We start from the raw sequence: 24,915 nt of genomic DNA, 5'->3' as shown, positions 1-24,915 counted from the left end.
CTTAAACCTGCATGAATTAAAAATAAATTGCGATATAAACCAGTTATCCGTTTCTTTGTTCTATTTTCTTTAAAAATTGGCAGATTTTGCCAGTTATCAGTTCAGCTTCAAATATAGGGAAGCCATGCGACCCGCTGATCAGCTCTGTTTCCAAAAACTTTGCATTGAATTTTTGAAAATTTCTTTGAACTTTGTAACTAACTAAAAAATCCTGTTTTGCAAAAAGATGATATTGATAGCCCGAATAGTTTTTCAAGATATCAACATTGTTTAACTGTTCAAGACAATTTAATCCATCACGAAGGGTTTCTAAATTCTGTGCCTGAATCAAACTTTGTAAAGTGATAAAGTCTGCTTTGGTGGTTGCTGTGCCCTGACACACCATATAGCCAAACCTTTTTAAGGTTGAAATAGCATTCTGCTCAAATGACTGTTTGAACTGCTGAAATGTCGGCTGATCCATTGCCATAGGCCATGTATCATTTGCTACGAAGCAGGGATTAGAACCCAAAGTAATCAATACTTTTTCCAGCCCATGCTGCTTTTGAATCTGATCGACCAAAACTGTGGCCAGCTGACCACCCAATGACCAGCCAGCAATTACATCAAACTGGCGGGCCAGTTCAGCTTGCTGCACTAACACCTGCTCATCCAGAGCATTGAAAATATTCCACAGTTCAACCTGATGCCCTTGCTGTTCTAATGCCTGCTTTAAAGGATTGAGCAGTTTAGTACCACCGCCCCAGCCGGTGATGAGTAAAATACGTTGATTCACTTAGGACTCTAAGATATTTGAAAATTTCAGATAGTATAGAACGTCAAATTCAGTTAAGCAGTGATATTTCAAAACACATCTGTAATCTGCTAACGTGCTGAGCGACATGGATGTCGCCGTTGGTCAAGGGTGATAGGGATATCCCCTTTGACCAACAAAAGGGTTTTGTTACTTTTGCCCCGTCAAAAGTAAAATATCACCGATCACATGACTCAAAATTATTAATTCTTACGAGAGAAAACATGCAAACTTAACAAGCTGAAACTATTCATGAATATTTTCCAAATCCAGCAATAATTTTGCAGGAATCACTTTAGCCCAATTACTTTTAAATTGCTTATGCACCTGATCAATCGAAAACTGACTTTCCCTACCAATCTGCTGCGCCCGCGCAATATCTTCCGCCCGCATATAAGCCAGTAAATAATCTTGACCATCCAATTCCAGATGAAACCATGATTCTACATGCACTCCCTCTGCCCGAAGAGTTTCAATCGCCTCAGCTTTACGTGCATTCAGTTCATTTTTCCACTGTTCAACATGATGTAATGCATCAGGTTTTAATTTAATCAGTACCGCACCTACATCCATAAATGTCTCTTTTTTTTGATTTTACTTAAGGTAACTTAATAATAAAAATAAACAAAATAAATGCAAATTGTTTCCCATCGCTCAACATTCTAAATTTTGCTAAGATCAATTCATCTTCTTATCCATTGCAAAAATATACGATATGAATAACTCAAAAAAACTAAACATCGTTTTGCTTGTGTTCAGCTCTATGCTCTGCTTTTGCAGTATCAGCCATGCAGCAGAATCTGTTTTTTCCTCAAAAGAACATTCGCAAAAACAGTGGGTCGGAAAATCTGCACCTGCTTTTAAATTGCAGGATCAAAATGATCAATGGCATTCCTTAAGCCAGTACAAAGGCAAATGGGTGGTGTTATATTTCTACCCTAAAGACAACTCTCCCGGCTGTACTCAGGAAGCCAATCAGTTTAAGGCACTTTATCCGCAGTTTATAAAAAGTAATGCAGTAGTACTGGGTGTCAGTCTGGATGATGTGAAATCTCATCAAAAATTTTCAGAAAAATTAGCTTTACCTTTTCCTATTCTGGCAGACAACACTCATCAATTGGCAGAGCAATTCGGAATTGTCCGCAACCTGGGTATTACTAAAATAGCCAAGCGAGAAAGCTTTCTGGTTGATCCCAAAGGAACCATTGTTTATCACTACAACAGTGTTAATACACAATCACATGCGGCTCAAGTTTTGGCAGACATTCAAAAGTTTTCTAAATAGATCTTCATTCAAATAATCAAAATCTAGACAGTCCGATTCAGCTAAAATGATAAAATTTAGGATATAAAAAAGCCCGACTATAGTCAGGCTTTTTATATCTAAATATGCAATCTTACATTTGCGACTGAATATAGTTTTGCAAACCAATGAGTTCAATCAAACGAATCTGTTTTTCCAACCAGTAGGTATGATCTTCTTCAGTATCCGACATTTGCTGGCGAAGCATATCACGGGTAACGTAATCGCCTTTTTCTTCGCAAAGTTTCACACCTTGCGCCAGTTTTTCACGCACATGATATTCGAGTTTTAAATCCGCTTTTAAACATGTGACCACATCTTCACCGGTTTCGATGTCATCACGGTTCATATTCGGTGTACCTTCCAGAAATAATACACGGCGAATAATCGCATCGGCATGCGATGCTTCTTCCTGCATTTCATGGTCGATACGTTCAAAAATCTTGCTTAAACCCCAATCTTCATACATGCGAGAATGAATAAGATATTGATCACGAGCCGCCAGTTCGCCACCGATCAACATATTTAGATAGTCTACGACTTCTGGATTGCCACGCATTTCAATTACTCCATACCCTTTTTCTAATATTATGGACAAAACCGACCCTTAATGCAAAATAAAAATTATGTAAGTTTATGATTTTTATAAAATAAAAATGAGAAACATACGCATTTGCAGTTTGTTTGACAAAACTTTCCATATATAAAATAAGCCTTTGCGTAATTGAAGCAATTTCCTCAAGGCTTATTTAAACTGTAAAAGTATATTTTTAAGATTTGTAACGATTACAAATGTTTCTTATTTCCTCAGCGAATAAAAAACATGAACTTCGCAATACCTGTCTCACTCGACAATTGTTCAGCAGCAAACACTTCTGGTTTTAAACCAATTAGATACAAGTAGATTATTTATTTATAGGAAATAGAGCATTACCAAGTACAACTTTTAGCTAAAGTAAGCATCAATCAGTCAAAGACACGCCTGTGATTTCACTCTAAGATATGCGCAAACTTAAAAACAACAATGGTTTAACTCATGACGAATCTACAACATAGCACACCCATTCTTGTGACAGGTGCTACAGGCTACATCGCTAGTTGGGTCATTAAAAATTTACTGGAGCAAGGTTATACCGTACATGCTACTGTCCGTGATCTGAACAAAAAGCCAAGCTTTGCACATTTAGATAAAATTGCCGCTAAAACCACGGGAACACTTAAACTATTTAAAGCCAATCTCCTTGAAGCCAATTCATTTGATGAAGCCATGCAAGGCTGTGAAATCGTGTTGCATATGGCATCGCCTTTTGTGGTGAACAACTTTAAAGATGCAATCAAAGACATTATTGAACCTGCTATTTTAGGTACTGAAAATGTGCTGAATAGTGTCAATAAAACCGAGTCAGTTAAACGTGTGATCGTGACCTCAAGTATTGCCTCTACTTATGGAGATGCGATTGATATTCAACACACCGCAAAGAATGAGTTTGATGAGTCGCATTGGAATACCACCAGTTCAGAAACACATCAACCCTATTCCTACTCCAAAGTCATGGCAGAACGTAAAGCATGGGATATGCAAAAAGCACAGCAACGTTGGGACTTGGTCTGTATTAACCCAGCGCTGGTTCTCGGTCCCTCATTAACCGCAAATACCCAGTCAGGCAGTGTAGAAGTGCTGCAACAGTTTGCCAACGGCATGACTTTACTCGGTGTACCGCCGATGTGGAATGGCATTGTGGATGTCCGTGATGTAGCGGATGCACATACTCAAGCTGCTTTTAATCCGGATGCCAAAGGTCGCTACATTATTAGTGGCGGCACAATGAGCTTACTGGAAATGGGGAAGATTTTACGTCACAACTTTGGTCCTAAATTCCCTTTCCCACGCAACCAGCTCCCGAAAGCGGCTTTCAAACTGTTTGGGCCTTTGGCTGGTTTTTCCAAGTCATTTGTTGAACTGAATATGGGTTATCCAATCTACTTTAATGCCAGTAAAAGTCAGCAGGAACTGGGCATGCAATACCGTAATATTGAAACCAGTTTGGTTGAGCATTTCCAGCAATTACTGGATGATGGTGTGGTGAAAAAGTACATTCCTTAAGCTGTAAAAAAGCCACCTTCGCGGTGGCTTTTTAGTTGAACTTTACATTTGGCCGTATTCAGCCATCAAGCTTAAAAAGTCAGTTTCATTCATCACTTGCACGCCCAGCTTTTCAGCTTTTTCAAGTTTAGAACCGGCTTTTTCACCTGCAACCACGCATTTGGTTTTACTCGACACGCTACCGCTGACACGCGCACCTAAGGCTTGGAGTAACTGTGTCGCTTCATCACGTCCCATACTCCTTAGCGTCCCGGTAACCACCCAGCTCTCACCATTAAGAGGCTGACGTGTAGGTGCAATTGGTGCATCCCAGTGAATGCCGGCTTCAAGCAAACGATTCACCACTTCCAAGTTATGTTCAGCCTGGAAAAAATCGATAATCCATTCAGCGGTAATATCACCGACATCTGGTGTTTTCTTTAAGGCTTCAAGATCGGCAGCTTTGAGGGCATCAAAAGTCTGGAAGGTATTGGCTAGCATGCGTGCTGTGGTTTCACCTACGCCACGAATCCCCAGTGCATAAATGAATGAAGCCAGCGTGGTTTTCTTGCTGTTTTCAATTGCATCAAACAGGTTCTGAACAGATTTTTCCCCCATTTTTTCAATGCTGAGTAGTTGTTCACGATGTTCATGCAAGCAATAAATATCGGCCACATTTTTCAACAACTCGAGGTGCAATAAAGATTCCACCCAGCGATCACCCAGGCCTTCAATATCCAGCGCTTTGCGCGAAACAAAATGGCGAATCGCTTCAATACGCTGTGCTGCACAGTACAAACCACCTGAACAACGCGCCAAAGCTTCACCTTCCGGCATCACCACCGGCGAATCACAGACTGGACAATTTTCAGGAAGATGGACGGCTACCGCCTCATCAGGACGAAACTCAGGCCAAACTTTTTCCACCTTGGGAATCACATCACCACTACGGTAAACACTGACCGTATCGCCAATACGGACATCCAGACGGTGGATTTCCCCAATATTATGCAGGGTGACATTGGATACCGTTACCCCACCCACTGCAACAGGGTTTAAACGCGCGACTGGGGTTAAAGTACCGGTACGTCCCACTTGCCAGTCAATATTTTCAACCGTAGTTAAAGCGGCAACTGCGGGGAACTTGTACGCTGTTGCCCAACGTGGTTCACGACTTAAGAAACCCAATTGTTTCTGCTGTTTTAAGTCATCGACTTTAATGACCATACCATCAATTTCAACACTCAAATTCGCGCGTTTCGCATTGATTTCTTCATAAGCCTTTTGCACATCCTGAATATTGTCACAAATAAAATGACATTCCCCCACCGCAAAGCCAAATTGGGTGAGCCATTCCAGGCTGGCATACATAGTGGTTTGACCATGATGCGGTTCACACTGCGCAATACCATAGGCATAAAAGGCCAAAGGACGCGAGGCGGCAATATTTGGATCGAGCTGACGCAAACTGCCTGCAGCGGCATTACGCGGATTGGCAAAAGTCTTCTCACCTTTGGCTTCATTTTCCGCATTGAGTTTTTCAAAGCCGGCTTTAGGCATCAGCACTTCACCGCGCACTTCTAATAGCGCAGGAACTGAACCTTGAGCAGATGAAAGCACTTTCGGCAAGTTACGAATGGTTTTGACATTATGGGTAATATCTTCACCGGTTTCACCATCGCCACGTGTAACCCCCCGTACCAGCACCCCATTTTCATACCACAGTGAAATCGCCAAGCCATCAAACTTCAGTTCGACATCATATTGAATCTTCTGATTCGGTAAACGCTCTTCGATACGGCGGGCAAAGGCAAACAGATCTTCTTGGTTAAATACATTACCCAATGACAGCATTGGTACCGCATGGGTCACGCTTGCAAATTTAGTGAGTGCTTTGCCGCCAACTTTATTGGTCGGGGTATCCGCTTGTATATATTCTGGGTATTGTTCTTCTAAGGCTTTGAGCTGATGAAAGAGCTGATCATATTCACTATCTTCAATGCTTGGTTGATCCATCACATAATAAGCATGATTATGCTTGGCTAAAATTTGAATCAATTGACGCATTTGCGCTTTGATAGTTGAATCTTGAGTCATTTCTACACCATAAAAAAGGGCGGTCTAGTTCCGCCCTTCACAAATATTTGATCTACTCGCTATTATAGAAATCGAGTCGTCCAGTTTCAAATTAAACTTCTGTACTCTGACCTACGCGGTAGTCGATCGCAAAATGACGCCATTGCTCACGCAGTTGTGGCGTAAATTCCTGATTATTCTGATCATACACGGTACCGTCAACTTCACGTGCAATTAAACGTGAAAGACTGTCCATGGTATCAAAGGCATTTTGCACATCACTATGTGGCAAGGCCAGGAAGAAGGCCAAGCCTTTCACCTGTTCAGTAGACAAGGTTTCCAGATCAAAACCGGATGCACCCTCATCGGTAATTTGCAATACCGAGAACAATAACTTGCTGCCATCTTCACTATAGCGATGGAAACAGGCCATTTCACCAAAACGCAGACCGTATTTAAGCAAAACTTTTAGGGTTTTTTCCCCTGAAAGTACGCGACGTTCCGGATAAACATTTAAAGCCACAAACTCGGCCGCAGTAGATAATGCACTGGCTTCATCCACGCGTTGCTGTTCGTGCAAGTGTTCATCCAGAATGCTGCTTTCATCTTCAAACTCTGAAATTTCAGCTTTGTCGATATTGCTGTTCAGGTTAAATTCAGCTGACTGTTTATCTTCAGCCCGCTCGGCTTGCAGTGCTGGCTCTGAGCTGGCTGCCGATTTTGTCTCTTCTACTGAGGCTGTAGTCTCGGCTTTCAATTCAGACTTCGCTACAACTTCTGATGCAGAAACTGCTGCTTCTACAGGTGGTGCTGCTTCAGTTTTTGCTTCTGCCTGCTTAGACTCGGGCGCCGGTTCAGCCGTTTTTTCATTTAAAGTCGGTTCAACACGTTCTAGACTTGAGCCTTCTTTGGCACTTTGTAATTGATCACGAACATGGCGAGGAATTACCGGTTGCTGGCTATCTGTATTTACATGAAGTTCTGAATCTAATGAAGGTGCTGCATCCGCAGGTTTTTTAAACAATAACCTTAAACCGAATAACATAATGATAACGGCGATAACAATACCAACAATCGTGGTGACTTCCATTTTATGACTCCGCAACTAAACCGTATTCTTTTGCCTGTTCCAAATCGACAGTGACTAATTTTGAGGTGCCCGGTTCCGGCATGGTAACACCTAACAAATCGGTTGCCATCGTCATTGCAACTTTATTATGGGTAATGTAAATGAATTGAACCTGTTCAGAAAGTTCTTTTACCAGATTACAAAACCTACCCACGTTTGCATCATCCAAAGGTGCATCCACTTCATCCAGTACACAGAACGGTGCCGGATTTAAACGGAAGATGGCAAACACCAATGCCAATGCTGTTAATGCTTTTTCACCACCGGACAGTAACGCCAGGGAACTGTTACGTTTGCCTGGTGGTCGCGCCATTAGTTTTACACCCGATTGCCAGTCATCTTCAAGGCTTAAACTGGCTTCCCCACCATTAAATACTTTAGGGAACAGGTCTTGCAGTTCATGATTGACCTGATCAAAGGTGGTCATAAACAATTTACGAGTTTCCTGATCAATGCTCTTCATGGCACCTTGCAATTGATCGACCGTCTTTTCAAGGTCTTCAATCTGGTGGCTCAGTTCTTCAAAACGTTTGGAGACTTCTTCATATTCTTCCGAAGCCGCCAGATTGACCGCACCGAGTTTTTCAAAACGCTGCTGTGCCTGTTCCAGCTGTTTTTGATGGGCAACGATATCAATCGTTAAACCGCTAATCACTTCACTGTTCAGTGCAGCCAATTGCTCTGAATAATGCTGGAAATCAGATTTGGCTGCTTGCCAGGCCAGACGCTTTTCTTCTAGCTGCCCGCGCAATTTTTCATCCTGCTGCTGGTGCTGATGGCGCTGTTCGGTCAAGTGCTGCTGTTTTTCTTGAACACTGTTCAGCTCAACTTGCCACTCACTCCAGGTTTTTTGCAGTTTCTCTGTAATTTGCGCCTGCTCATTAAACTGGGATTGCAGTGCCGGCAATTCCAGCTGTACCGGATCGACAAACTTTTTCGCTTGCTCCATTTGCGCAATAATCTGCTGATATTGCGCTTTGGAGAATGAAGCATCTTTTTCAAGCAATTCAATCTGTTGTTGGGTTTGTGTGGCTTGGCGACGTAGCAACTCTAACTCTTGTTGAGCTTGCTGCCAGCTGTGCTGGGTATTTTCCAGCTGTTCACTCAGCTCATCAACCTGAAATTGCATGGTTTTATAATTCGGTAAAGCCTGTTCCAGTTTCAGATTTAAGGCATGCAAATCAATTTCCAGATCATCTTTCTGCATCGCATCTTCTTCCAGCTGCTCATCCAGTTGGTGTAACTGACTTTGCAATTGCTGCTTTTGTACTGAAAATGCCTGAACCGTGCTTTGTATCTTAGCAATATTGACATCGAGCTGTTGCAAGGCCTTTTGCTGTAGCTTCAACTGGTCTTGCTGTTCTTGAATGTTTTTTTGCAGGCTTTGAATCTGTTGTAACACGGCTGGCAATTGCTGTTCCGCGGCTTCAAGCTGAGGTAGTTGCTGTGCCAGCGCAGTTTCAATTTCATCCAGACGGATACGATGGCTGAGTGCCCCTTGCCCGGCTTGACTTGCTTCGTCATAAAACAGGCCAATTACCCAATCCGCAGCAACATGATAGCCATCTAAACTTAAGATAGTCTGACCCATGCTTAATTGTGATTGCAAAGACAAGGCTTGAGTGAGCGTGTCTGCTACCGCAACCTGCTGCCAAATAGAATGCTGCGGTGATTCAATCCAGTCGGCTAAACAAGGTAAATCAGCTATCTGCATCCGATCTTGCGAAGCATTGCTTTTAAGCTGACGGGCAATACTGTCACTAAAATCAGCATTCGCCTCTAATACTTGTGCAGAAAGCCATTTTGCCAAAAACTTTTCAATCAGATTGGCATGTGCTTTGGCCTGATCTTTCAGTTTCAAGACTTGCATCAACTGTACAGCATCATTCTGAACTTTCGAACTATGCTTAATCAGCAACTGATTCAGGTTTTTTTGTTCCGATTGCAATACCTGGATGGCAGATTTCAAACTCGAAACATCATTTTTTTGTTGTGCATACTGTGCTTGCATCGACTCGAATGTTTGTTTCTGAGTTTGAATATTGTGTTCTAACTGCTCAATCTGCTGGCTGAGTTGAACTTTTTCATGTTGCAGCTGTTCAATATCATCTTGCTGATCCTGATTTTGAATCTGTGCTGTTTGCTGTTGTAGGGTTTGTTTTTGCTGCTCGATCCGGGCAATGTTTTTGGCCAGCTGCTCACTTTGCGCCAGCATCTGCATTTTTTGCTGCTGCTGTTTTTCAACCTGGGTTTTTACCAGTTCAAATTGCTGCTGTACCTGTTGCTGCTGCGCTTTTAAATCACCCAGATTTTGGCTTTGATCCTGTCCCTGACTTTCTTGCTGCTGTAACTGTTCGGTCTGCTGCTCATGCTGAGCTTGCAAAGTTTCAATTTGCAGTTCAATCAGTTGTAGCCGTTCCTTGGTCTGTAGTTTTTGCTGTTCCAGCTGAGTTAAGGTTGTCGTATTTTGCTGGAACAAGGACTGCTTCTGTTCCAGTGTCATTTTCAATTCAGAGAGTTTCTTTTCTGCCTGTTGCCATTCATTTTGCAGCGGTGTGGACTGCTGAATCAGGCGCTGAAATAATTCACTGGTCGCGGTCAGGTCATGTTCCAGCGTGGTGAGTTCTGAACGTACCAGTTTAAAGCTGTCACCCAGCTCATTCATTTGCAGGGTATATTCCTGCTGCAAGCGACTGCTTTGCTCGCATTGAAACGACAGCACTTCCACTTTGATGGTACGAATCCGGGTTTCCAGTTCTTTATATTGGATGGCTGTTTCGGACTGACGTTTCAGGGTTTTCAGCTGCGACTTGAGTTCAGAGGCAATATCTTCTAAACGCGATAAATTCTGTGTGGTGTGATCCAGATGCAATAGGGTTTCACGGCGACGTGCCTGATAACGTGAAACACCGGCAGCCTCTTCAATAAACACCCGCATTTCTTCAGGTTTGGCATCGACCAGACGGTTAATCATGCCCTGTTCGATAATCGCGTAGGAACGTGGCCCCAAACCAGTTCCCAGGAAAATATCGGTAATATCACGACGACGACATTTTGTGCCATTTAAAAAATATTCAGACTTGCCATCACGGTTGACCTGACGACGTACTGCCAGCTCATTGTAGGCATTGTAGGCTCCGCCGAGCTTGCCGTAGGTATTGTCAAAACGCAGCTCGACACTGGCCACACCCACCGGTTTACGTTTCGCAGTTCCGGTAAAAATGACATCCTGCATGCTGCCGCCACGCAGCTGGCGTGCACTGGACTCCCCCATCACCCAGCGTATGGCATCGATCACATTCGATTTACCACAACCATTGGGTCCAACCACAGCGGTACGATTCGCCTTGAAATGTAAAGTCGTACTATCGGCAAAAGATTTGAAGCCGGAAAGTTTTAAGCTGCTTAAACGCATAATGTCCTGATCAACGTCGTGAACGTCTTGCCCATGCAAGTTCGATTTGTTTCATCCGTGTTAGAGATTCCAACACAAGGTTGCGCAAGTGTCGACAAAAATCGTCCATAAATAAAGTAGCTTGTTGTGATTTTCGGATCAAAACTGCATCAGTCACCAACTTAAATAAATCAAATGATTCCTGCAGCTCACGACGGGAGATATTTAAGGTTAAAAAATAGCTGCGGCGCAGTGATGGTAACAGTTCCTGATAGACTTTCATTAAGTAAAGATTGCCGACCATTTCATGTTGTCGGGCCAGGCCCTGAAAGATCAGGTCATAGAATTTTTCGGTATGCCCCTGACGGGTTTCTTCCTGCAATTGTTCCAATAAGGCCTGAATTCTTTCGGCTTCATCGGTACGCCAGGTTTCGGCCATGCGCTGCACAATTTGGCCACACAGCAATGCACACAGCTCAAACAAGGCACGTACCTGTTGAGCAGACATTTCCGAGACAATCGCACCACGGCGCGGGTAAATTTCAATCAGCTGCGTACGTTCCAGCAACAGTAGCGCTTCACGTACCGAACCACGGCTGACATCCAGTTCAGAGGAAATTCGCAATTCTTGAATGCGCTCACCCTCAACCAGTTCACCGCGAATGATTTGCTCACTAATATGCCTGGCAATTTGCTCGGACAAACTGTCCTTTTCTTGTTCTTGCATACTGTTCCTATCTTGTTTTTATAAGATGCAACCAAAAAACTTTGGATAAATCCTGATTGTTACTTGCTTTTTTACTTAATTTTAACTGTAAAAAACATGACATTGTCAGACAATTTTCAAGTCGTTAAAGCCAATATCAATTGGTTATAAAAGAATAGAATAAAACCGTCTCTCCTCTTCTATCCTCTATTCTTAGATTTACCTCACCATAAGCTATTAATTCTAATTAAAAAATAATTTCATTTTTTGAGTATTCACATCCTATAAAATAACAGGATGAACAATACCCAAGTGTGTATGTAAAAAACATAGCACACTTTTTAATCTCTTTTATATCGCTTTTTTTAAATTAAAAAAAGGTCGAAAAACCTTGATAAATAAAATACAAACCAACAATGGCCAACAAGCAGGCAAAACATCTTTTCAGCATGGCAGGCGATAACTTGTGCGCCACTTTTGCACCTAATTTCGCCGTCATGAAGCTCATGACACTAATGCCAATAAAGGCATAGATATGTACATAGCCAATGCTATGCGGTATTTTAACCTCAGTATTGGAACCAAACCACATAAAGCCCAAAGCACCGGCAATGGCAATTGGCAAACCGCCTGCAGCTGAGGTGGCCACCGCTTTTTGAATGACCACGCCATGCCGGCTTAAATATGGCACGGTCAGACTACCACCGCCAATGCCAAATATGGCAGAGGCAATCCCGATTCCTGCACCCGCCAGTATCTGCATGGCTTTGGAAGGTAAATGATGACTCGGGTCAACCGGTTTGCTTGCACCATTAAACATGGTGTAAGCCACCCAAATAGCAAAAAAACCAATCAATAACTGCAAGCCCTGACCCGACAGGTAATCTGCAATGCCTGCCCCTAAAAATGCCCCGAATGCCAGACCCGGAGCCAGGTTGCGAAATACGTCCCACATCACGGCACCTCTTTTATGATGTGCTGTGATTGAGCTAATCGAGGTCACAATAATAGTGGCCAGCGAAGTCCCCAGAGCCAAATGCATAATCACCGAAGGATCATAATGTAACTGGGTAAATACGACATAGAGGATCGGAACAATAATCAGGCCGCCACCGACACCAAACAGTCCAGCAGCAAAACCCGCCATTGCACCAATCAATAAATATATGATTAATTCCATTCGGTCATTTCCAGCCATTCGTACATGCAAGTAGAGCGTGATATTAGAGGAATTTTACCGATTCTCCAAAAAATCAGTAAAATCACTCAATTGTATTTCTTGTCATCATCCATTTCACTCATGATCATCCTATCCATTAAAATAGCTGTTCTTTCCAGCTAAATCCTGGTTTTGCTGATGCATCATTATTTTATGATAAACCGAGTTTGAATAAGGAAGTGGATCGTTTTCTAAAAATGAGCAACGATTTGTATTCCATTCACTCCCCTATTATTAACGTTTTTTAAATCCTCTGCATTTTTTAATCTATAGCATGAATTTCATGGCTCTCTTGCAGTTCAGAAGTATGGCTTGAATCATCCATATTTCGATTATCCGTATGATCGGAATTACGAACAGGCTAAAATTTAGCCTTTATTTTAGGGTTAGACAGATTGCATGATAGAAACTGAGCGCTTAATACTTCGGCAATGGCAAGCACGTGATCATGCGACTTTCATTGAAATGGGATTAGACCCTGAAGTCATGCAATATTTTCCCCGTTGTTTAACCCCAGATGAGAGCCTGAATTTTCTTGATCGCGTGACAAGCTTTATTGATGAAAATGGATGGGGATTCTGGGCTGTAGAATTAAAACAGACGCATGAATTTATTGGATTCATTGGCTTACGTAACCAGCCGACACAATTCGATTTTTCTCCCTGTATGGAAATTGCCTGGCGCTTAGCAAAACAATTTTGGCAAAAAGGCTATGCCACCGAAGGTGCTCAAGCTGTTTTAGATTATGCCTTTAATATGCTCAAGCTGAATAAAGTGGTTTCCTTTACCGCTACAGTCAATACGCCTTCTGAAACGGTGATGAAAAAATTGGGCATGCACAAGGTTAAAGAATTTAACCACCCTCAACTCCCTGCCAATCATGTTTTGGCAAGGCATGTTTTATATGAAATATTTAAGCCTATTTAGCATAATGAGCATGAGATAAAAATCATGGATAGGGTGATACATGTTGCATCGCTTGGGCTTAGCCCTCTTCCGCAAAGAAACCTGCAGTACCCGCTGCCATTGCACCTATCCATAGATATATGATTAACTCCATTATTCACATACCACTAGCTTAGATTTAAATGGATTTAGAGACCCGACAGCTGCAAAAAATCCTTGATGATGCCCATCAGCTTCCTGAAGTTTTGATCCTGAAACCCGTTACCACTTCGACCAATGATGATGTGCGTGAAATTGCACTCAAAGGCGTGCACAGTGTTCTGGTGTGCAGTACCCGACAAACGCAAGGTCGTGGACAGCGTCAACGAGAGTGGGTATCGCCTGAAGGCAACATCTATTTAAGCACCTTGCTAAATACACAAACCCCTATTGATGGCCGGCTGGCGCTTGAAATTGCACTGAATATTTTGCAAATGCCGAGTTTGCAAGATTTAGGCTTGCAAGTGAAATGGCCGAATGACCTGTATAGTCGACAAGGTAAATGGGGCGGCATTCTGGTTGAACCGATTTCTCCGCATCAGGTTATTGTCGGGGTTGGTATCAACCTTGAGCCTGTTCCCAAAGAACAGATTGACCAGCATGCCACTTCACTGCGCGAATTAGGATTACAGGATATTTCCCGTATTCAGTTGATTGCAGAACTGTATATGGCCATCCAGCAAGCCAGTGCATGGTTTGATCATGACTGCTATAACCTGGCAGCACGCTTTAATCACTATGCTGCCTTTAAAGATCAGGCAGTTGAATTTGAAGATCATTCAGGGCTATGTTCAGGTATCTTCTTGGGGATTCAAGACGATGGTTCGGTCAGTATTGAAACTCCTGAAGGATTAAAACAATTTTATCAAGGGCGCTTACGCTGCCTGAACATTTCTGCGTAGAGAAATGCAATGAAGAATTTATGGCTGGATATCGGCAATACCCGACTCAAATACTGGATTACTGAAAATGATCAGATCATTGAACATGCTGCAGAATTGCATCTTCAATCTCCTGCCGAGCTGCTGTTAGGCTTAATCCAGCACTTTAAAAGTCTAGATTTACAACAAGTCGGGGTATCTTCGGTTCAGGACAAAAAGAATAATGAACGCATCCAGAAAATTCTCAAGTTTTTGAATGTGCCAGTGCGCTTTGCCAAAGTGCATGCTGAATATGCCGGCCTTCGCTGTGCTTATGAAGATACCACTAAATTTGGTATAGACCGCTGGCTGCAAATGCTGGCTGTAGTCAATAATCCAGCGCAAAAATATTGCGTGATCAGTTGTGGAACCGCATTGACCATTGACCTAACCGATGGCCTGCAACATTTAGGCGGTTATATCCTGCCAAATCTGTATTTACAGCGTGATTCGCTGATTCAAAATACCAAAGGCATCAAGATTCCAGATGCAACATTTGATGAGCTTAGCCCGGGTCGCAATACCATTGATGCCGTTCACCATGGCATTCTGCTCAGTCTGGTCAGCACTATTGAAAAAGTGCTGGATAAATATCCCAGCCAACTGATTTTAACCGGTGGTGATGCGCCCTTATTTGCCAAATATCTTGCACAGTATCAACCTGCAATTGAGCCTGACCTGCTACTCAAAGGTCTGCAAAATTATATTTATTCGCTCACTGAAGCCTGATCTTGTCGAATCAAATAGGGCTGTATGCTCTGCCAGACTTCGGGCAGTTCGGTACAGCCTTGTGAATCGATAAAATGTCCCTGATGTTCGGCTGCAATCAGTTCAGCATCCAGACTTTTGGCCTGTTCAATGCTGAATTTGGGCGGGACACGGTCATCCCCTTCCGAATAAATCACTACCCGATGCTCTATCTGACGTTTTAGCAATTCAAAATCTATCCGGGCAGCATCAATAAAAGGATTCACTTCATCTAAGCGTCCCAGACGCCCATTAAAACCGGCAATCAGAATCAGCTGCTTGATACCTTGGGTTTTTAAATGTCGGGATAAATAATGCAGTGCCGCAATAGTCCCCAGGCTATGTGCAATCACGATACTGTTTTCATCCAGACTGCCAGCCTGCTCAGCAATTTGCGCTTCCCACACCGACAATTCCGGACGTGGTGAAGGATCGAGACGCAGGATGTTCAGACTGAAATGTTGTTGAGCCGCAAGCTGTTGAAACCACGGATACCAGTTTTCTTCCGGGCTTGCGGTATAGCCATGTATCACAATCACTTGAGCCATTGTGATTCTTCCTTATCCATGAACTCTTTGAGGATCTAACCAGCCTAACCTGAATAAGATGTTTCAATTGTTATATGTTTTTATCTCAACGAAACTGGAGTAGGTATTTTTTTATCTCTGTCCAATCAGCCTGATATTTTCTCAGAATTTAGCTTAAGCTTCCTAGCCTTTAGCTAGCCAACATAGGCTTCAATATTTCCCACACCTCTTTAAACTCGGTAAAGCCATCTTGACGCATAAAATGCCCCGCATCTTGCACTTCCTGCATTTGCGCATTGAGATAATGTCCAAGCAGTACGGCCATCGGCGGTGGAACAATAGGATCATTGCAAGAAAACAGTACAAAACGCCGGGAAATCTGCTTTTGTAAAATCGGCATATTGAGTTTGGCTTGCTCAATAAAAGGATCCAGTTCAGGGCGAGCAGTCAATTTATCCTTAAAAGCTGCAACCAGAATCAGACCTTTAATTTGAGTTTCACTTAAGGCTTGCGATAAAAAATGCAGGCTGGCCAGACTCCCCAAGCTATGCGCAATAATAATGCTGTGTTGATCCAGTTGAGGTATTTGCATCTGTAACGCTTGTTGCCAAAGCTGAAAATCAGGCGCATTGGCATCTGGCAATATCAAACGTCTGGCAAAATGCCCGGAATGCTGTATCTGCTGGCTCAACCATGGAAACCAGTGTTCATTAGGTAAGGTGCGATCACCATGCACGATATAAACTTTCTTTTGAATCGATGGCATCTGTTTTCTTCTTATTACGTATTTTAGTGTGATTGTTTTCACGTAATTATTAAGCAAAGGGTTACAAAATGGAATGAGAAAATCTGGCTGATTGGTAAAAAAATGAACTGGAAAATTGAAATAACAATAAAAAAGACGCCCTAAAGCGTCTTTTTGGCGTTCAAAAGATTATTTCTTTTGATCGTTATTACCGAACAATGGTCCCATACCGCCACCACCGCCAAATTTATTTTGCATGCCACTCAATGACTTCATCATTTTTGCCATACCCGACGGATTGGCAAATTTCTTCATCATTTTCGCCATTTGCGCATGTTGTTTAATCAGTTTATTGACTTCAACAACTTCCATACCACAACCGGCAGCAATACGTTTTTTACGGCTCGGGTTCATCAGGTCTGGGTTACGGCGTTCTTTAATGGTCATCGACTGGATAATCGCTTCCATTTTTTTCACTTGCTTTTCAGGATTCGCTTGCGCAATCGCGTCTTGAATACCTGAGTTGCTCATGCCTGGAAGTTTATCCAGAAAGCCCATCATGCCGCCCATTTTGTTCATTTGTTCAAATTGCATCAGCATATCTTCAAAGTTGAAGCTACCGCCTTTTTGCAGTTTTTTCGCCATTTTTTCGGCTTTTTCTTTGTCGATTTTACGTTCAACTTCTTCGACCAAAGAAAGTACGTCACCCATACCCAAAATACGCTGTGCGATACGTTCAGGATGGAATGGCTCTAGAGCATCGAGTTTTTCACCCATACCCAGGAACTTGATTGGCTTGCCGGTAATGGCGCGTACAGAAAGCGCTGCACCACCGCGTGCATCACCATCAGTCTTGGTTAAGATCACACCAGTCAGAGGTAAGGCATCATTAAAGGCTTTGGCAGTATTTGCAGCATCCTGACCGGTCATGGCATCGACCACGAACAGGGTTTCAGTTGGCTTGATGGCTGCGTGAAGTTCTTTAATTTCGTCCATCATGTCGTCATCGACATGCAAACGACCTGCGGTATCGACAATCAATACATCAGCAAACTGAATTTTTGCTTGCTCAATCGCGCGAGTTGCGATGGTAATTGGTTTTTCATCAGCACTAGATTCAAAGAAAATTGCGCCAACTTCACCCGCAACGGTTTGGAGCTGCTTAATCGCTGCAGGACGGTAAACGTCGGCAGAAACCATGGCGACTTTTTTCTTTTGACGCTCTTGTAAGAAACGTGCAAGTTTTGCTGCAGTCGTAGTTTTACCTGCACCTTGCAAACCAGCAAGAAGTACAACTACAGGAGGTTTTGCAGCAAGGTCTAGGCTTTCGTTCGCCTCACCCATCATTTTAGTCAATTCGTCATGTACAATTTTGACGAACGCCTGGCCCGGTGATAACTGAGTCATCACTTCCTGACCCAATGCTTCTTCCTTAACTTTCGCGATGAACTCACGAGTTACAGGTAACGCAACATCGGCCTCAAGGAGTGCCATACGTACTTCGCGTAACGTATCTTTAATATTGTCTTCGGTTAGCTGCCCTGAGCCAGTAACATTTCTTAAACTCTGCGTGAGTCGTTCTGTTAAGGTATCAAACATTGCAAATTCCGCTTAAAATAGCCATGAGCAAAAAATTGTTTCTTAAAATAGAAAATTTATGCATAGAATGCTATAGGATACTGTAGTTCACATAGAATTTATATAAATGAATATTCATCATCCCAAAAAAGGTTTGACATGATCAGTCTCCCCTTGGTTTACACGATCTTAGCATTAATCGCTTATACCACATCTTTCTGGTATTTGTTTATTCACTTAATGTCAAAGCGTGATCCGAACCATTGGTTTTTAGGACTCGTACTCGGTTTAGGTTTACTGTTGCATGGGGCAGTTCTGTGTGGGGATATGCTGACCTCTTCGGGTATCAATTATGATGTTTTTGTCTTGATGTCATTTACATCGGGGCTGATGTTATTTTTAAGTCTACTGTTTAGTACCTTCCGTCCCATTCTGGCATTGAATTTACTCGGGATTCCTGTTGCTGCAACCGGTTTGATTTTAGGTTTTGCCTTAAGCAAACAAAATCAGGTGATAGAACAACATTCCTTGGGTTTAGATATTCACATTATTTTGTCTTTGTCTGCTTATGCGGTTCTGCTGATGGCAACCATACAAGCCGTGATTCTGTGGTTCCAAAATCGTGAATTAAAAAACAAGACCAAAAGACTATGGGTCAATTTATTGCCTTCATTCCAAGCCATGGAATCTTTGTTATTTGATTTAATTATTACCGGTTTTATCTTGCTGACTTTAGCGCTCGGTTTTGGCTTCTTTACCATTGAAGACTTCTTTGCCCAGCACTTAGCCCATAAAACGGCATTTAGTATTATTTCCTGGTTTGTCTATGGCTCGCTGCTGATTGGCCATTATAAATTTGGCTGGCGTGGTCAAAAAGCCATTCGCTTTACCCTGATTGGTTTTATGCTGCTGGCAATTGGTTTTATTGGTTCAAAGTTTGTATTAGAAATGATTTTGGGTCGATAATTCATTGTTGCTGTGCTTTGAATATAAAGTAAATCTATAAAATTTCGTCATGACTATCTATTTACCTACCCAAAGTCAGCAGATAGTCATCAACCAGATTTTAATCTGAGCCCTCGTGAACTTATAAAACAGTACATTCCATTATTTAAAATAAACTTCGTAATTAATCACAGAGCTGAATTTACCGGCGATGGTCGGCTTTTTCAGGAATAAAACCCCTGCATCAAAATCTTTTGTTAACTGACTTCCTGAGCTGAAACCAAAATCCAGCTTCTCATTTAAATTAACGGGAATGTTTTTTCCCTGTTCAAAAATACGAATTCCAATGCTGTCTTTCATATTGCTTTCACTGGCTGTCACAGTTTGGCTATCTACCTTTAAAGGAGAACTAAATACCCCGACAAAAGGATATTTCGCACAATCCTTACCATTGGTCGTGACATTAATGCTAAACGGTGTTTTTCTTAACACGGTATTCACATCCTGATAAGCGTAATATTTGCCTAAATCGACAGTCTGTACCGTTAAGACAGGAACACATTCCACATAATTGATTCGAATCCCGCTAACTTTTTCCTGAAAATTACCACTGCCGTTACGGCCGCCAACGCCATCCAGCTGAAACACATCATAATCTTTAATAACTGAAGGAAAATTACTGCCCGAACCCCGCGCTTTGATATATAGAGAATACGTTAAGCTAATGGTTTGCGGGTCACTGCAACGCTTGCCAAGCCCATATTTTCCAATCAAACGGCAATTGTCCGCAGCCGTTGATGTAGACCAAAAATTATCAGGCTGATAGCTGATAGCACGCTTGCCGGTAGCAATCTTATCGGTGGTTTTGGTGATTGGATATTCCTGACCATTAAAACGGATGCCCATAATTAAATTGGAGTTGCCAAAATCGGTCGCCAATTTCTTTGCGGCATCATCCACATATAAATATGCATCCTCACTAGAATTGGTCATGGCATCATCATAACAAGTAAAGTTAGAGGTATAGGTCTGAGACTCCCAGAGCAGAGTATTGGCATCGTCATTAAAGCTGGTCACTGTAATGGTGCCGACATTCGTGGTATTGGTGGTGTTTTTCGCGCTTTCTATATTGAAGTTACTGGTCGCTTTTGTGCCCGAAAGGCAGCGCATGGCCCAGGTATTTTGCACGGCAATAATGCTTAACGAGAATAGGACTAAATTTCGAATGAGTCGAAGAAATTTTATATTCATTTTAGTTCTCCAGCTTCACATGAAAGCGTCAGTTCATCATAGCCGATGTCACGGGCAGTTAATTCCGGCAAGGTAAAATGGCACTGCTGATAGTCTGCACTGCCCCATTTTGCAATCAGTTTTTGCCCCGATTCCACATTGGTTAAAAAGGTCTGACCATTTAAACCCACCAGACCATAACGGTTCAGGCCATTTGCATCACTGATTTCTGTACCAGCTGCAAGTTCATTGCCTTTAAAGCTCAAATTGACCAATACGCTGTGTCCGGTTTTGACCTCAAATTTCACTTTAACCACCGCATATTTGGTGGGCACAATATCGTTTCGAACCAAATCTTCAATAAAAAGATTTTGCCCTAAATCTTCGGCTTGCAGCGCGACCCGGTTTTTCGCATAGGGATTGCTACTGCTCATAATGGCATAGCCATGCTTATCCAGCTTCAGACCGGTCTGGTTTTCAATACGGATTTTGCTGGCGCCTTTGGCTTCAATCAATATGGGTGAATTATTCATTTGCTGCCCCAAAATCACGCCTCCGGAATGTACCAGCACACCGCCATTCATACCCGCATAGACTTGCTGATATTGATCAGCATAGGCATAACCGATGTTGCTATTGCCTTTAGTGCCTTGATATGCCGCATTCAGATTCAGACTATCACCACTTTTTTCGGAGTGGCTGGCTTGGATCTGCGCCTGCAGATTTTTATCTTTCAAGAAATTGGCTGACAGTGCACTTTGCGCCATTGATCCTGAAGACGGTGCATACTGATAATTGTTATTTGAAATGACATCATGCTGTTTAAATGACTTTGGCGTGTCTATAGGCAAACTAAAGTTTAGCCCGACAGAGTAGTCGGAACCATTCAAGAAGTTCTTGCTGTTTTGATAGTAAAGGCCGTAAGACAGGCGCTGAATATTATTGTTATAGCCAATTTGCCAGTTACGCTGATTGTATTCCTTTTGCCAGAACTGTGTATCCGAGACGTTGGCATACAATTGCCCCCATTTCCCCAAACGCTGATTGAGTGAAATTTGCAGCTGGTTTTTCCGGTTATAAAATACAGATGAATAATAAGACTGCATTTGCACATCTGCGCCAGCTAGCGGATCATTTGCCGCAGCGGAATGCTGATATTGATATGTACCATTTTGCCATTGTGCCTTTTCCTGCACTGCATCAGCAAAACCATAATAGTTAGCACTGTAGTGATAGCCGGCCAAACGGATATCCGTACCCAGTGAATGAATCGATTTTGCATACAGCACACGCAAACCCAAGCCATTTTCTTGGCGTCCGCTGGATAAGGTATTGTTGGCAAAATTTAAATCTGCTGAAAGCGCGCCCCAGTCACCCAGCGACCATGCCGCGCCGCCCGCTGCTGCATAATAGTCTTCAGCAGCCAGTACACCTGCATATGGCGTGAGATAATTATTCAAACCGAAGGTATAAGTCAGCTGTCCGAAATAAGGCTGATAGTCACTTGAACCGCTGCGGTATTGTCCTGCCGTCATTTGATACTGATTTTGACCAGCGCGAATCATATTCGGCACAGAAGCATAGGCTTGTGTATAGGTGCGGACAGAACCGTCACTTTCGATGATTTTAATTTCCAGATCACCACTGTCGTTGGCGGCATATAAATCCTGAATTTCAAAATTACCTGGTGCAACATTCATGCTGTAAACCAAATAATTATTTTGCCGGATTTCCACCAGCGCATTGCTACTCGCAGTTCCGCGAATGACCGGGGCATAATTCTGCAAGCTCACAGGCAATTGTGCATCGTCACTGCTGAATTGCACGCCACGGAAATTAATACTCTCAAAAACATTACTGCGGGTATTGGCATCCCCCAGTTCCAGGCGTGCCTTTAAAGGAATAATGTCACGCTCAAGCTTATTAATAACATTGTCCCACTGAGCTGACTGACCGCTGCTCTTTAAAAAACTGCTTTGATTGCGGTAACGCCAAGCGCCCCAGTTAAGGCCGCTGTTCAGCAGCAAACTACTGTTGCTGTATTCCTGCCCAGATTGCGCCTTGTACAGATTGGTATTTGCATTGTAGTTAAAAATCAAGGCATTAATACCCTGATCATAAAGTTTTGGCGAAATATAGCCCCGCACATTCTGGCGTAAAAAAACCTGCGGAATGGATACATTCAGGGTTTGCATACCCGCATCAAAACTCAGTTTTGCACCCGGCAAGTGCATCAAGTCATAACATTTTGAAGCTGCTTGCGCTGCTATTTCCGCATCAAATATGATTTGGTAATCTTCAATGAAGCTTGCATCAATGCAAGGAACCACTTCTTGATCTTTTTGATAAAATTCAATTTTTCTTTTATCTATGCGCTGATTGTTCAGATAAATACTGAAATCATAACTGCCAGGTAAAATCCGATAACCTTTAGTAACGGCCTCAAAAACCACTTGATCGGTCATATCTTTTAAAAATGCGGTATTGAATTCGGGATCTTCTGCATGCGCATGCAACACTGCAAGGCTTAAACTCAGCAGAGAAAATTTTAAATAGCGCCGACTCACATGCTGCCGCAAATTAGACATTTATTTCAACATTGCTTATTTTAAAATTACTTCGGGCATTTCAGTATTGCCCCCATAGTCATTAATATAGGTAAATTGAAGGGTTTTGATAGTGCTCGGCACATTGTGCAATACCTCAATGCTTTGAAATGGCGGTGCCATATCCTGATGCATTTTGCTGATTGGCTTGCCATTTTTGCCCAGCGTTAAATCGCCGATTGTAATGAATAACGGGCTGTTATTTTTTAATTTCAACGTGCCATTTTCAACAGACCATTGCAGCTTTTTCACAGATTCAGGTAAATCCGTTGCTATTTGCTGCGGACGATAAAATAATTTGATTTTAGAACGTACTGCCAGCTGTAAGGTATTTTCATTTTCAGGCTTGGGCGGAATTTCTTGAATGTTAATCCAGACTTGGCTTTCACGATCGCTCGGTAAACCGCTACCTGAATAGATAAAGCGTAAAACCGATTCTTTTTGTGATTCAATTTTCATGAGCGGTGGAGTAACAATAAAAGGAACTTTAGCAGAAGCTGTTTTATCCTCACCCGGTTCTAGCCAAGTTTGCACAATATAAGGCTTGGTTGAGTTATTTTTAAGTGACAGGGTTGCTGCTTTATTTTCACTGTTATAAATCACGCGACTTGCCATGGCTTGAACCGCAGCATAACTCGATGTAGCAAAAGACATGCTGGCTAAAACGAGAGTTAAAATTGAAGGGTTCAAGCGCATAACAGTTTCCTTGATTTTAATGCTTATTTTTGCTGCAAAGTAATACTTACAGTTGCATCTGCTTTACCTGCAACCACAGTCGCGCCGGTCGCTTGATAAAAAGCTTGTAAAGGTAGTGATCCTGTTGCTGTCACTCCAGTCCCTGTCGCAGAAAACGCAGCATTTGAATCCTGACCAGCGGTGGTATTTAAGTTTACTAAATTTGTTGTATTACTAGTATTTGCAATTCCAATACCCACTCCAGTAGCCACTGAAGTTTTTAAAAGCTTGGCATTGGTTGGGTCTTGAGTACCAGAAAAATTCACTTGATAATTTCCTGCTGCACAATTTGCCACATCAATTGTAAAATTTTGAGGGGTAGATTTATCACCTGCCGCTTTAAACATAGAGGTAGGCCATTTACCTAAAACAATTTCGTTACTACTGCTATTATTAATTTTAATGTCACATGCGGCATTCACAATTTCGCCGGTAAAATTAATCTGTCCCGCAGCAACTGCGTGAGAAGTCATAGTTAGAGCTGTAATTGTACCAAGTACTAAAGCGATTTGTGTTTTCATTTGCGTAACCTATTAGATATAAATAATTTTTTCAGCTTAATTTGGATCTACAGAATATGCTCACAAACACAAATAATTCATAAAGTGTGATACATATCTCGTTTTTCAATAATAACAGAAAAAAACTTTTTGCAAACATGTTTAATACAAGCGAGTTACATTACCCTGCTTTTTTTTAGAAAAATTTAAGCATTATTTTGGGGGAATAAAAATTAAGTTAATGAAAAGAAATAAGAAAAATAAAATGAGAAAAATATAAACATAAAATGACTTCAGAGTATAAAATTGATCACTGAAATACTATAAAACTGTCTATTTTATTGAAAAGTAAAGTTATTAATTTATTTATAGCTAATTTCTAAATTTGCATGAGGCAGATCATTTATAGATTTAAGATTTACCGCATAAAAAGTCGTATTTATTCTTTGAAATTTTTTTATATTAGCTTTAACACTTTCTGAAAAGTTTGTTTCCGTATTTGTCTCAATCCCAAAAATCGAAAGATTTGTATTTAAAATTTCACATTTTTCTTCTTTATAAGAACTCATCAAGTCACAAGTGTTCTCATAAATTTCACCTACAAATTGAAGGTGGGAATTATTTTGAGCAAAAATAGTGGCAGAGCTAAAAGTGATGATAAAACTTAAAACGAATTGTTTATACATTTATTGCTCCCTCTTATATTTTCTTGTAATGCTCTATTTTTATAACAT

General features: G+C 41.9%; 22 protein-coding genes. 6 read left to right on the top strand and 16 right to left on the bottom strand.

Annotated elements, in window-relative coordinates; all coding sequences use genetic code 11:
- Positions 1 to 43 precede the first annotated feature (43 nt).
- Both B9T26_RS13355 and B9T26_RS13350 read right to left on the bottom strand, forming a co-directional pair.
- Positions 44 to 775 carry a hydrolase gene (locus tag B9T26_RS13355; protein ID WP_086200161.1) on the bottom strand — a complete coding sequence of 244 codons (732 nt, stop codon included), beginning with the start codon at positions 773 to 775 and terminating at the stop codon, positions 44 to 46.
- Between the two features lie 264 nt (positions 776 to 1,039).
- The gene (locus B9T26_RS13350; protein WP_086200160.1) at positions 1,040 to 1,366 is read right to left on the bottom strand and encodes a DUF6176 family protein; all 327 of its coding nucleotides are present in this window, start codon (positions 1,364 to 1,366) and stop codon (positions 1,040 to 1,042) included.
- Between the two features lie 190 nt (positions 1,367 to 1,556).
- Here B9T26_RS13350 and B9T26_RS13345 point away from each other — a divergent pair, with 190 nt between their 5' ends.
- Positions 1,557 to 2,078: a peroxiredoxin gene (locus B9T26_RS13345; protein ID WP_413772771.1), complete on the top strand. Its 522-nt coding sequence runs from the start codon at positions 1,557 to 1,559 to the stop codon at positions 2,076 to 2,078.
- Positions 2,079 to 2,190: 112 nt separating this feature from the next.
- Here B9T26_RS13345 and ftn read toward each other — a convergent pair whose 3' ends face one another.
- On the bottom strand, positions 2,191 to 2,655 hold the full coding sequence (gene ftn, locus B9T26_RS13340; RefSeq protein WP_086200158.1) for a heteropolymeric bacterioferritin subunit Ftn: 465 nt from the start codon (positions 2,653 to 2,655) through the stop codon (positions 2,191 to 2,193).
- Between the two features lie 477 nt (positions 2,656 to 3,132).
- On the opposite strand from ftn, the gene B9T26_RS13335 reads away from it, so the two are divergent.
- Entirely contained in the window at positions 3,133 to 4,200 is a 1,068-nt protein-coding gene (locus B9T26_RS13335) for an SDR family oxidoreductase (protein WP_086200157.1), read from the top strand.
- Positions 4,201 to 4,242: 42 nt separating this feature from the next.
- Here B9T26_RS13335 and ligA read toward each other — a convergent pair whose 3' ends face one another.
- The 5 genes from ligA to B9T26_RS13310 all read right to left on the bottom strand — a co-directional run bounded on the left by ligA (position 4,243) and on the right by B9T26_RS13310 (position 12,664).
- On the bottom strand, positions 4,243 to 6,276 hold the full coding sequence (gene ligA, locus B9T26_RS13330) for an NAD-dependent DNA ligase LigA (RefSeq protein WP_086200156.1): 2,034 nt from the start codon (positions 6,274 to 6,276) through the stop codon (positions 4,243 to 4,245).
- A gap of 91 nt (positions 6,277 to 6,367) precedes the next feature.
- Entirely contained in the window at positions 6,368 to 7,345 is a 978-nt protein-coding gene (locus tag B9T26_RS13325; protein ID WP_086200155.1) for a cell division protein ZipA C-terminal FtsZ-binding domain-containing protein, read from the bottom strand.
- Between the two features lies 1 nt (position 7,346).
- The gene (smc, locus tag B9T26_RS13320) at positions 7,347 to 10,799 is read right to left on the bottom strand and encodes a chromosome segregation protein SMC (protein ID WP_086200154.1); all 3,453 of its coding nucleotides are present in this window, start codon (positions 10,797 to 10,799) and stop codon (positions 7,347 to 7,349) included.
- Positions 10,800 to 10,809: 10 nt separating this feature from the next.
- A complete protein-coding gene (locus B9T26_RS13315; RefSeq protein ID WP_086200153.1) occupies positions 10,810 to 11,505 on the bottom strand; it encodes a GntR family transcriptional regulator in 696 nt (231 codons plus the stop codon).
- A 349-nt stretch (positions 11,506 to 11,854) separates the two neighbouring features.
- Entirely contained in the window at positions 11,855 to 12,664 is an 810-nt protein-coding gene (locus tag B9T26_RS13310; RefSeq protein WP_086200152.1) for a sulfite exporter TauE/SafE family protein, read from the bottom strand.
- A gap of 438 nt (positions 12,665 to 13,102) precedes the next feature.
- Between B9T26_RS13310 and B9T26_RS13305 the strand changes: the two genes are divergently transcribed.
- The 3 genes from B9T26_RS13305 (at position 13,103) to B9T26_RS13295 (ending at position 15,297) form a co-directional block, all read left to right on the top strand.
- The gene (locus tag B9T26_RS13305; RefSeq protein WP_086200151.1) at positions 13,103 to 13,630 is read left to right on the top strand and encodes a GNAT family N-acetyltransferase; all 528 of its coding nucleotides are present in this window, start codon (positions 13,103 to 13,105) and stop codon (positions 13,628 to 13,630) included.
- A gap of 161 nt (positions 13,631 to 13,791) precedes the next feature.
- Positions 13,792 to 14,550, top strand: coding sequence for a biotin--[acetyl-CoA-carboxylase] ligase (locus B9T26_RS13300; protein ID WP_086200150.1), 759 nt, complete (start codon positions 13,792 to 13,794; stop codon positions 14,548 to 14,550).
- 9 nt (positions 14,551 to 14,559) lie between these two features.
- Positions 14,560 to 15,297, top strand: a complete 738-nt coding sequence (locus tag B9T26_RS13295) for a type III pantothenate kinase (RefSeq protein WP_086200149.1) — start codon at positions 14,560 to 14,562, stop codon at positions 15,295 to 15,297.
- On the opposite strand, the gene B9T26_RS13290 is transcribed toward B9T26_RS13295, so the two are convergent.
- The 3 genes from B9T26_RS13290 to ffh all read right to left on the bottom strand — a co-directional run bounded on the left by B9T26_RS13290 (position 15,276) and on the right by ffh (position 18,186).
- Positions 15,276 to 15,863, bottom strand: coding sequence for an RBBP9/YdeN family alpha/beta hydrolase (locus B9T26_RS13290; protein ID WP_086200148.1), 588 nt, complete (start codon positions 15,861 to 15,863; stop codon positions 15,276 to 15,278). The two genes, B9T26_RS13295 and B9T26_RS13290, sit on opposite strands and share 22 nt — an antisense overlap.
- A gap of 169 nt (positions 15,864 to 16,032) precedes the next feature.
- Positions 16,033 to 16,608 carry an RBBP9/YdeN family alpha/beta hydrolase gene (locus B9T26_RS13285; RefSeq protein ID WP_086200147.1) on the bottom strand — a complete coding sequence of 192 codons (576 nt, stop codon included), beginning with the start codon at positions 16,606 to 16,608 and terminating at the stop codon, positions 16,033 to 16,035.
- 168 nt (positions 16,609 to 16,776) lie between these two features.
- Positions 16,777 to 18,186, bottom strand: coding sequence for a signal recognition particle protein (ffh, locus tag B9T26_RS13280; RefSeq protein ID WP_086174922.1), 1,410 nt, complete (start codon positions 18,184 to 18,186; stop codon positions 16,777 to 16,779).
- Positions 18,187 to 18,324: 138 nt separating this feature from the next.
- On the opposite strand from ffh, the gene B9T26_RS13275 reads away from it, so the two are divergent.
- Complete coding sequence (locus B9T26_RS13275) at positions 18,325 to 19,131, top strand: inner membrane protein YpjD (protein WP_086200146.1); 807 nt, start codon at positions 18,325 to 18,327, stop codon at positions 19,129 to 19,131.
- 141 nt (positions 19,132 to 19,272) lie between these two features.
- On the opposite strand, the gene B9T26_RS13270 is transcribed toward B9T26_RS13275, so the two are convergent.
- The 5 genes from B9T26_RS13270 to B9T26_RS13250 all read right to left on the bottom strand — a co-directional run bounded on the left by B9T26_RS13270 (position 19,273) and on the right by B9T26_RS13250 (position 24,867).
- Positions 19,273 to 20,361 (bottom strand): fimbrial protein, encoded by a 1,089-nt coding sequence (locus B9T26_RS13270; RefSeq protein WP_086200145.1) that lies wholly within the window; start codon positions 20,359 to 20,361, stop codon positions 19,273 to 19,275.
- A complete protein-coding gene (locus B9T26_RS13265; protein WP_086200144.1) occupies positions 20,358 to 22,928 on the bottom strand; it encodes a fimbria/pilus outer membrane usher protein in 2,571 nt (856 codons plus the stop codon). The genes B9T26_RS13270 and B9T26_RS13265 overlap by 4 nt, the downstream gene beginning before the upstream one ends.
- 15 nt (positions 22,929 to 22,943) lie before the next feature.
- Positions 22,944 to 23,642 carry a molecular chaperone gene (locus B9T26_RS13260; protein ID WP_086200143.1) on the bottom strand — a complete coding sequence of 233 codons (699 nt, stop codon included), beginning with the start codon at positions 23,640 to 23,642 and terminating at the stop codon, positions 22,944 to 22,946.
- Between the two features lie 23 nt (positions 23,643 to 23,665).
- Positions 23,666 to 24,202 carry a fimbrial protein gene (locus tag B9T26_RS13255; RefSeq protein ID WP_086200142.1) on the bottom strand — a complete coding sequence of 179 codons (537 nt, stop codon included), beginning with the start codon at positions 24,200 to 24,202 and terminating at the stop codon, positions 23,666 to 23,668.
- 341 nt (positions 24,203 to 24,543) lie between these two features.
- Positions 24,544 to 24,867: a hypothetical protein gene (locus B9T26_RS13250; protein ID WP_086200141.1), complete on the bottom strand. Its 324-nt coding sequence runs from the start codon at positions 24,865 to 24,867 to the stop codon at positions 24,544 to 24,546.
- Positions 24,868 to 24,915: the final 48 nt, after the last annotated feature.

The sequence above is a fragment of the Acinetobacter sp. ANC 4169 genome (assembly GCF_002135355.1).
Classification (GTDB): Bacteria; Pseudomonadota; Gammaproteobacteria; order Pseudomonadales; family Moraxellaceae; genus Acinetobacter.
Note: the sequence above shows the minus strand (reverse complement) of the source record. Positions and strands in the feature narration are given on the sequence as shown.